Origin of the sequence: Oerskovia enterophila (genome assembly GCF_001692445.1) — a bacterium.
GTDB classification, from domain to species: Bacteria; Actinomycetota; Actinomycetes; order Actinomycetales; family Cellulomonadaceae; genus Oerskovia; species Oerskovia enterophila.
Genome location: NZ_MAQA01000085.1, coordinates 1 through 9106, shown reverse-complemented (window position 1 = coordinate 9106; position 9106 = coordinate 1). Strand labels below are relative to the sequence as shown.

At 74.4% G+C, this 9106-nt stretch carries 10 protein-coding genes; 2 read left to right on the top strand and 8 right to left on the bottom strand.

Features of this window, described 5'->3' with window-relative positions; translation table 11 throughout:
* From OERS_RS19815 to OERS_RS19805, 3 genes are all read right to left on the bottom strand, one after another.
* A partial coding sequence (locus OERS_RS19815; RefSeq protein WP_139107961.1) for an FAD-dependent oxidoreductase occupies positions 1–596 on the bottom strand: 596 nt, incomplete at its 3' end.
* Between the two features lie 132 nt (positions 597–728).
* A complete protein-coding gene (locus OERS_RS19810) occupies positions 729–1277 on the bottom strand; it encodes an isoprenylcysteine carboxyl methyltransferase family protein (RefSeq protein WP_068627718.1) in 549 nt (182 codons plus the stop codon).
* On the bottom strand, positions 1277–2458 hold the full coding sequence (locus OERS_RS19805; RefSeq protein WP_068627717.1) for a type III polyketide synthase: 1182 nt from the start codon (positions 2456–2458) through the stop codon (positions 1277–1279). The genes OERS_RS19810 and OERS_RS19805 overlap by 1 nt, the downstream gene beginning before the upstream one ends.
* 64 nt (positions 2459–2522) lie before the next feature.
* Between OERS_RS19805 and OERS_RS19800 the strand changes: the two genes are divergently transcribed.
* Entirely contained in the window at positions 2523–3377 is an 855-nt protein-coding gene (locus OERS_RS19800; protein ID WP_211268525.1) for a UbiA family prenyltransferase, read from the top strand.
* 71 nt (positions 3378–3448) lie between these two features.
* Here OERS_RS19800 and OERS_RS19795 read toward each other — a convergent pair whose 3' ends face one another.
* The 5 genes from OERS_RS19795 to OERS_RS19775 all read right to left on the bottom strand — a co-directional run bounded on the left by OERS_RS19795 (position 3449) and on the right by OERS_RS19775 (position 7681).
* Positions 3449–4420, bottom strand: coding sequence for an FUSC family protein (locus tag OERS_RS19795; protein WP_068627716.1), 972 nt, complete (start codon positions 4418–4420; stop codon positions 3449–3451).
* Between the two features lie 97 nt (positions 4421–4517).
* Positions 4518–5489 (bottom strand): FUSC family protein, encoded by a 972-nt coding sequence (locus tag OERS_RS19790; protein WP_068627715.1) that lies wholly within the window; start codon positions 5487–5489, stop codon positions 4518–4520.
* Positions 5486–5926 (bottom strand): VOC family protein, encoded by a 441-nt coding sequence (locus OERS_RS19785; RefSeq protein ID WP_068627714.1) that lies wholly within the window; start codon positions 5924–5926, stop codon positions 5486–5488. The genes OERS_RS19790 and OERS_RS19785 overlap by 4 nt, the downstream gene beginning before the upstream one ends.
* 87 nt (positions 5927–6013) lie before the next feature.
* Positions 6014–7090, bottom strand: a complete 1077-nt coding sequence (locus OERS_RS19780) for an RDD family protein (protein WP_068627713.1) — start codon at positions 7088–7090, stop codon at positions 6014–6016.
* 96 nt (positions 7091–7186) lie between these two features.
* On the bottom strand, positions 7187–7681 hold the full coding sequence (locus OERS_RS19775; protein ID WP_068627712.1) for a MarR family winged helix-turn-helix transcriptional regulator: 495 nt from the start codon (positions 7679–7681) through the stop codon (positions 7187–7189).
* A 160-nt stretch (positions 7682–7841) separates the two neighbouring features.
* On the opposite strand from OERS_RS19775, the gene OERS_RS19770 reads away from it, so the two are divergent.
* Positions 7842–9106, top strand: a 1265-nt coding sequence (locus OERS_RS19770; RefSeq protein WP_068627711.1) for an MFS transporter, incomplete at its 3' end; no start/stop codon positions are given.

Genomic DNA, 9106 nt, shown 5'->3' with positions numbered 1-9106 from the left:
GACCCGGGACTCCCGGCCCCCGGCCCTCCCTGCCCCGCAGCACGAGCGCTCGGCCCGCCGGGGGATCGCCCCGGGGCGTCGGGGTCGTGGCGCGCGTGCGCCAGGAGGGACTCGTGCGCGTGGGCGTCGGCGCCCACCTCGAGCCCTGCGAGGCGCCGCACGGTCGAGTGGAGCCCGTCGCACCCCAGGAGCCAGCGCGCGCTGATCCCGGCCGCGGTCACGGCCTCGGAGCGTTCGTCGATCTGCTCGACGCGGCCGCGGACGGTCGTCGCGCCCAGGGCGGCCGCGCGCTCGGCGAGCGCGGCGTGCAGCGTGGTGCGGCGCACGCCCCTGCCCTGGCCCTCGGTGAAGAGGTGGTCGGCGTGGCGGTGCGCGTCGCGGTAGCTGATGCCGCGCAGGACGTGGCCGTCGGGGTCGACGTCGAGGGCCTGGAGGGCGCGCAGCGCACCGGGCATGAGGCCTTCGCCGCACGCCTTGTCGACGGGGCCGTCGCGCGGCTCGACCACGACGACGTCGTAGCCCGCGAGCCGTGCCTCGATCGCGGCGGCGAGGCCGATCGGGCCGCCGCCCACGATCAGGACGTCGGTGTCGGTCATGGTGCGCCTGCGCTGGTCGACATGGGTGCGCCTGCGCCGGTCGTCAGGGGTGCGCCTGCGCCGGTCGTCAGGGGTGCGCCTGCGCCGGTCGTCAGGGGTTGCGCCTGTGCCCGTCTCACGAGCTCGCCCGGCTCACGCGTGCGGCAGCGCGTCGAGCGCGCGCTCCTCGGCGGGCAGCCGGAACCGCAGCAGCAGCACGGCGTTGAGCACCGTGAACACGAGCGCGGTGGTCCAGCACGAGTGGACGAGCGGGAGCGCGAGGCCCTCGACGACGACCGCGAGGTAGTTGGGGTGCCGGAACCAGCGTTGCCCGGGGTGCCGGGCGATCCAGCGGTACGGGCCCTTGTCGACCCACGGCAGCCCGGGGACCACGATCACGCGCGTGTTCCAGCGCGGCCCGAGCGACGCGATGCACCACCAGCGCAGCGCCTGGCTCGCGAGCACGAGCACGAACGCGGGCCACCCGACCCACGGGATGAACGGCCGGTCCGCGACGTTGACCTCGACCACGCACGCGACGAGCAGGCCCGTGTGCAGGGCGACCATCGCGGGGAAGTGGCCACGGCCCGTCTCGACGCCCCCGCGCGCGAACGACCACCTCGCGTTGCGCGCCGAGACGACGAGCTCGGCGAGGCGTTCGAGCGCGGTCGCCCCGAGCACGACGTAGAAGAAGGCGAGCATCAACCCTCCAGCGGTGACGCGGTGCGGCGCAGGAGCACGAGCTCGGCAGAGACCCCGGGGCCGAACGCCATGAGGACGCCGTGCTGCCCGGCGCCCTCGCCGGGCGCGTCGTCGCGCTGGGCGTCGAGCGTCGCGGCGAGCACGTGCAGCACCGAGGAGGAGGACAGGTTCCCGACGGCGGCGAGCGACTCCCGGCTGTGCCTCAGGTCGGCCTCGTCGAGCCCCAGCGAGTCGCGCACGACGTCGAGGATGCGCGGCCCGCCCGCGTGCACGACCCAGGTCCCGACGTCCTCGGTCGTCAGGTCGTGCTCGACGAGCAGCGACTTCACGTCTCCCGCGAGGTGGGCCGCGATGACCTCCGGAAGGCCCGCGGACAGCACGATCCCGAACCCGCTGTCGCGGATCGTCCAGCCCAGGTGGTCGGCGGTCTCGGGGTAGAGGCGGCTGCGGGTGTCGACGACCTCGACGCCCCGGGGCGGGGTTCGTGCCGCCGAGGCACGCTCCGCCCGGGTGCCACGTGCCCCCGGATCTCGCGTGGCGCCGTCGGGCAGCGTGGGCGGGCGGCCTGCCGGGTGCGCGTCCCCGACCATGACCACGGCCGCCGCGCCGTCGCCGAACAGCCCCGTCGACACGAGGTTCGCCATGGAGTCGTCACCGTGCTGGAGCGTGAGCGAGCACAGCTCGACCGACACGAGCAGGGCCACGTCCTGCGGGTGCCCGACGAGGTAGTCGTGCACGCGCGCGATCCCTGCGGCGCCCGCGACGCAGCCGAGCCCGAACGACGGCAGCCGCTTGACGTCGGTCCGCAGCCCCAGCCGCGTCACGAGCTGTGCGTCGATCGAGGGCGCTGCGATCCCGGTGACAGAGGTGAAGAGCAGGAAGTCGACCTCGCCGGGGTCGATGCCCGCGGCGTCGAGAGCGGTCCGGCACGCCTCCTCGGCGAGGTCCGTGCCGACGCGGATGAAGTGGTCGTTGGCCGCGCCGAACGACGTGAGCCCCGCGTACTCGTCGAGGGCCAGGGCCGTGTGGCGCGTCCGGACGCCGCTCGCGGCGTGGAGCCGGGCGAGCACGGCGCGCGTCGCGGGCGAGCGGGTCAGCAGGGGCCCGATCGTGTCCGTGATCTCGCTCTGAGGGTGCGCGGTGCCCGGCAGGGCCGGTCCGACCGCGAGCAACCGCGACATCCACGCATCGTGTCACGGGGACGCGCAGCCCGCGCGTTGCTAGCGTCGGGCGGGTGGAGACTTCGTGAGGACGCGAGCAGCGACGACGACGCTGCGGGGACTCGCGCTCGCGAGCCATGCGGGGCCCACGGTCCTGGTCACGGTGCTCGCGGGCTTCTTCGCCGTGGGCGTCGGGTCCGGCGCAGGCACGACGGCGCTCGTCACGGCCGCGGTCCTGTCCGGTCAGCTCTCGGTCGGCTGGTCCAACGACTGGCTCGACGCGCGACGCGACCGGGCGGTCGAGCGCGCCGACAAGCCCGTCGTCGCGGGGCTGGTCTCGGTGCGGCAGGTGCACGCGGCCGCGCTCCTCGCGGCAGCGGCCTGCGTGGTGCTGTCGCTCGCGACCGGGCTCGTCGCGGGGCTCGTGCACCTCGTGGCCGTCGCGAGCGCGTGGTCCTACAACGCGTGGCTCAAGTCGACCGTGTGGTCCTGGGCCCCCTATGCGGTCTCGTTCGGTCTCCTGCCGCTGTTCGTGGTGCTCGCCGCGCCCGGCGACCGGGTCGCGGCACCCTGGGCCATGGCCGCGACCGCGCTGCTGGGCGTCGGGGCGCACGTCGCGAACACCCTGCCGGACCTCGAGGACGACCGGGCGACCGGCGTCCGGGGGCTGCCGCACCGGCTCGGGCGGACGGGGGCCAGCGTGCTCGCGCCCGCCGTGCTCGTCGCGGCGGTCGGGGTCGTGGTGCTCGGGCCGCCCGGACCGCCGACCACGGTCGCATGGGTGGGCGGCGCGGTCTCGGTCGCGCTCGCGGTGTCCGCAGGCGTGGTCGCCGTGCGACGGACCACGAGCCGGTTGCCGTTCGCGCTGAGCATGGCCGTCGCGGCCGTGTGCGCGGCCCTGCTGGTCCTCGCGGGACCGGACGTCGCGCTGGCGGGGTGAGCGGCGCCGTCGGGCCCCGCGGAGGGGCTCCCGCAGGCGGGACCGGACGCCCAGCGCCGCCAGGACACCGGTCAGGACGTGTTGGGCGCTTTGACCGCCATGATGTGGCGGCCCATCACGAGGATCGGGACCGTCGCCAACGAGGCGGCCACGATGAACACCGCGTGCTCGACGTTCGCGGCGACCAGGACGTCCTCGCCACCCGACGTCAGGAGCACCACCGCGGGCGTCAGGAAGAGCGGCACGACCCAGAACGGGCTCCGCAGCAGAGCGCGGACCGCGCACCCCGTCAGGGCGAGCGCGACGAGGACCAGGACCACGGGGAGCTCGTCGAGCGTGTGCGCGACGACCGCGGCGAGCACCGTGCCCGCCAGGACGTCGACCACGCGCGAGCCCGCGCGCCGGAGCGTCCCCGTGAAGTACGGCTGGATCATCACGAAGACCGTGAGCAGCAGCCACCACCGGTTCCTGGCGTCGGTCCAGTCGTCGACCGTGTAGGTGATGAGACCGGCCAGGATCCCCAGGGTCAGACCGAAGTACGCGGACGCGGGACGCGGGACCGGGCGAGGGCCGGTGCCGCGCACGTTCCGTGCCAGGACGCCGCCCACGAACGTCGTCCACAGGCCGCCGAACGCGACGAGCCCCGTCATGGTGGCGACCGCTGCGGGCGAGCTCACCGCGCTCACCGTGCCCGACGGCAGCGCCACGAGCGGCGTCCCGAGCAGCGCGAACGCGGCCAGCGGACCGACGAGGCTCCCGATCCCGTGCCACCCGACCGCCGCGGAGAGGCCCACCGCGGCGCCGAGCACGAGCATGAAGAGGGCCGCACCGAGCGGCAGGTCCCGCAGGGCCGTGGCCGCGAGCATGCTCGCGGGGGTCAGGAGGCTCGCGGTCAGGGCCGCGCGGCGGTCCACCAGCAGCCCCAGGCCGGCAGGGAGCATCCCGAGGTAGACGAGCGTGCCGTCCGGGCGCCACGGAGAGAGCAGCAGGCCGACCGCCGGAGCGACGAGCACCAGCGCCAGGGCGATCCGCCGAGCCGTCATACGGTCACAGTAGGGCGGACCGGCCGGGACGGCGCGCGTTGGCCGGTGGTGGCCGGGCGGTGACCGGGTGGTGAGCGGTGACGCCCGGTGACGCCCGTCAGGTCGTGGTGCGTGACCGGGACGAGAGGATCCCGTGCCCCACCGCGAGGACAGCGACGGCGACCACGGCGGCCGCGGCCGTGAAGAGGGCGCGCTCGAGGTCGGCCGAGAGCAGCACGTCCTCGCCGCCCGAGGTCTGCAGGATCACCGCGGGCGTGAGGAAGAGCGTGAAGACCCAGTACGGGCGCTTGAGGTAGGCCCACGCGGCCGCTCCCGTGAGCACGAGCGCCACGGCCGACAGGATGCCCGGAGAACCGCTGAGGAAGTGGGCCACCAGGCCCGCGAGCACCGCGCCCGCGAGCGTGCCGCCGACCCGCGCGGCCATGCGCGAGAGCGTGGCCGCGAAGTACGGCTGGACGATCACGAACAGGGTGAGCAGCAGCCACCACGAGTTCGGGGAGTCGATCCAGCCCATCGCGACGTAGGTCGCCACGCCCGTGAGGATCGCGAGCGCGACCGCGAAGTACGTCGCCGCGCGCCGGGGGACGGCCTTGGGACCCGGTAGGTGCATGCCGCGCGTGAGGACCCCGCCGATCAGCGCGGTCCACAGCCCGCCGAACGCGACCCAGCCGGCCATGGCCGCGAGGGCACCGAACGACGTCGAGGCGCCGACCGTGCCCGAGGGCAGGGCCACGAGCGGGCCGCCGATGAGGGCGAACGCCGTCTGCGGGCCCACGAACCCGCCGATCCCGTGCCACCCCTTGACCGCCGAGAGTCCCACGCACGCCCCGAGGGCGGCCATGAAGAGGGCCCCCGCGAGGGGCCAGTCGCTCAGCGAGACGCCGATCGCCATGCAGACCGCCGTGAGCGGCCCGGCGACGAGCGCGGGGCCCCGGCCCACGAGCAGACCCACCCCCGCGGGCAGCATGCCGAGGTAGACGAGCGTGCCGTCGTGCTTCCACGGGGAGAGCATGAGCGCGACCATGGGGGCCACGAGCAGCAGGACGAGGCCGATCTTCTTGGGGCTCATCGCGCGGCCTCCTCGCTTGCCGGTGCCGCCGCCGGCGCTGTGGGCGCGGCGACCAGCGTCAGGCAGAACGGGTGCCCCACGGGGTCCGCGTAGACCCGGAACGGGTCGTCGGCGTGGCCCTCCTCGGCGGGGGTACCGGTCAGCGGCCGGGCCCCGGCCGCGACCGCGAGCGCGTGGCCCGCGTCGAGGTCCGGGACCGCGACGTCGAAGTGGACCCGCGCACCCGTCCGCCACGGGGCGACCGCGGCGTCCGACCGCTGGAAGGCCAGCCGCGGGCCGGGGCCGGGCGGCACGATCGCGAGCCACTCGTCGCCGTCCGGGTCCGACGTCTCGTGGCCCGGCACGTACTCCCAGCCGAGCAGGCGGCGGTAGAACTCCGCGAGGTCGCGGGGGACAGGGCAGTCGAGGGAGACCTCGAACAGGGCGAGGGGGCTCATGGCCCACACCCTAGGTCGGGCCGGTGAGTTCGGCTCGGCGAGGCGGGCCGACGGGGCGCTGCCGGGCCGGTGTCGCACGGGCGGGGGTCAGAAGGGCGCGCGCCCGCCACAGCCCGGGATCGCGACACCGTCGACGCGCATCTGCGCGCTCCAGCTCCACCCTGGGGCGATGCCCCGGAGGTCGTTCGCGGGGATCTCGATCGTCCCGGGACTCGTCGGATCCGCACCGAAGCCGGTGCCGTCGGTGTCGAGCGGCGTCGAGTACTCGAGCCGGCTGCCGTCGGGGCTCGTGAGGACGGCCTCGAGCGACACGTCGGCGTCGACGGGGAGGCCGCCGTCCCAGGCGATGGTGATCTCCGACCCCTCGCCCGTGGACGGCAGGGCGTGGGTGACTCCCCAGCGAGAGATGGTGCCCGCGCCGGTCGAGGTGAAGGTCGCCTCGCTGAGCTGCGGTACGCCGGGGCGCGTCGTCCGATCCCACGTGGTGCACGTGGCCGACGACAAGAAGCTGCCGCTCGTGGACGAGGTGGGGCCCAGCGCGAACAATGCTCCTGCGGTGCACAGGACGGCTGCGCCCGCGGTCACGACCTGTGCGCCAGGTCGCCCGGGTCGAACGAGGGGCGCGATCCACGGGTGCGGCTCGGGGGAGCGGGACAGCACGACGACCGTCGACAGGAGGCTGTCGGCGAACGTGCGGCGCTCCTTGTCCCAGAGCGGACGAAGGTAGCCGATGCAGAGGATCGCGTCGAGGAAGTGCGCGAGCCAGCGCAGGACCGTCGTCACCAGTCCGACCGGTCGCCCCGAGTCCCGGTTGACGACGACGATCCCCACCGCCCGCTTGCCGGGCGTCGCGCCGGTGTAGGCCTGGAGCACCGTCATCGCGATCACCGCGCCGAGCATCCACGCGCTCTCGGACCAGCGGAGGTCGCCGACCGCCAGGCCCAGGCTCCCGTCGTTGTCGAGGCCGGGGAGCATGCTCGGCGCGAGGCCGGGGCCGACGGAGACGAACATGAGCCCGGCCAGGATCGCGTTGTCGAGCAGGAACGCCACGACCCGCCGCGACCACCGTGCGTACTGGCCGAAAGGCGAGATGTCCGCGGGGTCGAGCGTCGAGAGCTCGTCCACCTCGTGGTGCGCTGCCGGCGTCGTCGCGATGTCCCCCATGGGGACGAGGGTCCCAGATCGGCTGCGAATTGTCAGGCAGCCCGTCGCGCAGCCCGACGTGCCCCAGGGGTCAGGCCACCGGGCGCGCCCCCAGGGTCAGGCCGTCGCGCCCACGGGGGCTGTGCGCGCCGACGGCTCGACAGACGGCTCGGCCGGCAGCTCGTGCAGGGCCGCGACGAGGGGCGCGAGCTCCTCGACCTGGCAGGCCTCGTTGAGCGCGTCCTCGAGGGCCGCGTCGTGCGTGGGCCGGGCCTGGCGCAGGAGCTGCTCGCCCTGCGGTGTCAGCTCGGTGTAGATGCCGCGGCGGTCGTCCTGGCACAGGATGCGCGTGAGCAGGCCGCGGTCCTCGAGACGGTTGACCAGGCGGGTCGTGGCGCTGCTGCTCAGGGCCGCGGCGCGTGCGAGCTGCTGCATCCGCATGTGCCAGCCGTCCTGGCGCGAGAGCGCGTCGAGCACGGTGTACTCGACGACCGAGAGGCCGTGGTCGGCCTGGAGCGCTCGTTCGAGCGCGGTGTCGAGGATGCCGTGCAGCGCGGCGAGCGTGCGCCAGCCCTGCGAGCGGATCTCGACCGCGTCGTCCCCGATGCCCATGCGTGCCTCCTGTGCCTGTCGTGACGTCGCTCTCAACTATACCGCTTGTGTGAACTACCGGCGCGTGCAACTATTTAGGAGGCGCCTGCAACTACTGCAAGCGCCGGTTGTTGCACACACGCTCAAGCGCGGGTGCCCTGAATCAGACAAGGAGCAGCGCATGCCGCTGGGTCTTCTCGCCCTCGCCGTCGGGGGCTTCGGGATCGGGCTCACCGAGTTCGTCATCATGGGTCTCCTGCCGGAGATCGCCACCGAGTTCGGCGTGACCGAGGCCGTCGCCGGCTACCTCATCTCGGGCTACGCGCTCGCGGTCGCCGTCGGCGCGATCGGCCTCACCGCCGCCGTGATCCGCCTCGACCGCAAGACGGTCCTCGGCAGCCTCATGATCCTGTTCATCGCCGGGAACCTGGTCTCGGCCCTCGCCCCCACCTACGAGCTGCTGCTCGCCGGACGCATCCTCGCGGCGCTGTGCCACGGTGCGTTCTTCGGCATCGGCGCGGTCGTCGCGGCCGACATGGTCGCGCCCTCCAAGCGGGCCGGGGCCATCGCGATGATGTTCGCGGGCCTCACGGCCGCCAACGTCCTGGGCGTGCCGTTCGGCACGTTCCTGGGCCAGCAGTACGGCTGGCGCTCGACGTTCTGGGCCATCACGGCCATCGGCGTGGTCGCGCTCGTCGGGATCCTGCTGCTCGTGCCGTCCACGCGCCGGGCGTCCGGCGCGCACGGCGCCGCACCGGCCCGCGCCGCCTCGACGACCCCCGCTGCGGGCGACCTCGCCCTCCCGGCCGGGGCTGCGCCGTCGGGCACCCCGTCCCTGCGGACCGAGCTCGCGGCCTTCCGCAACCCGCAGGTCTGGTGGTCCATGCTGGTCACCGTGCTCGGGTTCGGCGGCATGTTCGGCGCGTTCACCTACATTGCCTTCACGGTCACCGAGGTCGGCGGGTTCGCGACCACGAGCGTGCCGTGGCTGCTCGTGCTGTTCGGCGTGGGGCTGTTCGTCGGCAACTACCTGGGCGGCAAGGCCGCGGACCGCTTCCTGACCACGAGCCTGCTCGCGATCCTCGGCGCGCTGACCGTGATCCTCGCGGTCTTCGCGCTCACCGCGACGAGCCAGGTCATGACGGTGGTCTCGCTGGTCCTCATGGGGGCGTTCGGGTTCGCGACCGTGCCCGGCCTCCAGATGCGCATCATGGGCCACGCGCAGGCCGCCCCGACCATGGCCTCGGGCGCCAACATCGCGGCGTTCAACGTGGGCAACGCGCTGGGTGCGTGGATCGGCGGCCTGACCATCGCGGCCGGCCTCGGCTTCACCTCGCCCCTGTGGGTGGGCGCCGCGCTCACGCTGCTCGCGGTCGTGGCGCTCGGCGTCGCGACGCTCCAGGAGCGGCGGACCGCGGTGGCGCCCGCCCCGGCCCCCCACGTCAC

Excerpts from the sequence above, each read along its gene's own strand:
- OERS_RS19780 (WP_068627713.1), bottom strand. The coding sequence starts at position 7,090 with ATGGGGGACATCGCGACGACGCCGGCAGCGCACCACGAGGTGGACGAG.
- OERS_RS19795 (WP_068627716.1), bottom strand. The coding sequence starts at position 4,420 with ATGACGGCTCGGCGGATCGCCCTGGCGCTGGTGCTCGTCGCTCCGGCG.
- OERS_RS19775 (WP_068627712.1), bottom strand. The coding sequence starts at position 7,681 with ATGGGCATCGGGGACGACGCGGTCGAGATCCGCTCGCAGGGCTGGCGC.
- OERS_RS19790 (WP_068627715.1), bottom strand. The coding sequence starts at position 5,489 with ATGAGCCCCAAGAAGATCGGCCTCGTCCTGCTGCTCGTGGCCCCCATG.
- OERS_RS19805 (WP_068627717.1), bottom strand. The coding sequence starts at position 2,458 with ATGTCGCGGTTGCTCGCGGTCGGACCGGCCCTGCCGGGCACCGCGCAC.
- OERS_RS19810 (WP_068627718.1), bottom strand. The coding sequence starts at position 1,277 with ATGCTCGCCTTCTTCTACGTCGTGCTCGGGGCGACCGCGCTCGAACGC.
- OERS_RS19785 (WP_068627714.1), bottom strand. The coding sequence starts at position 5,926 with ATGAGCCCCCTCGCCCTGTTCGAGGTCTCCCTCGACTGCCCTGTCCCC.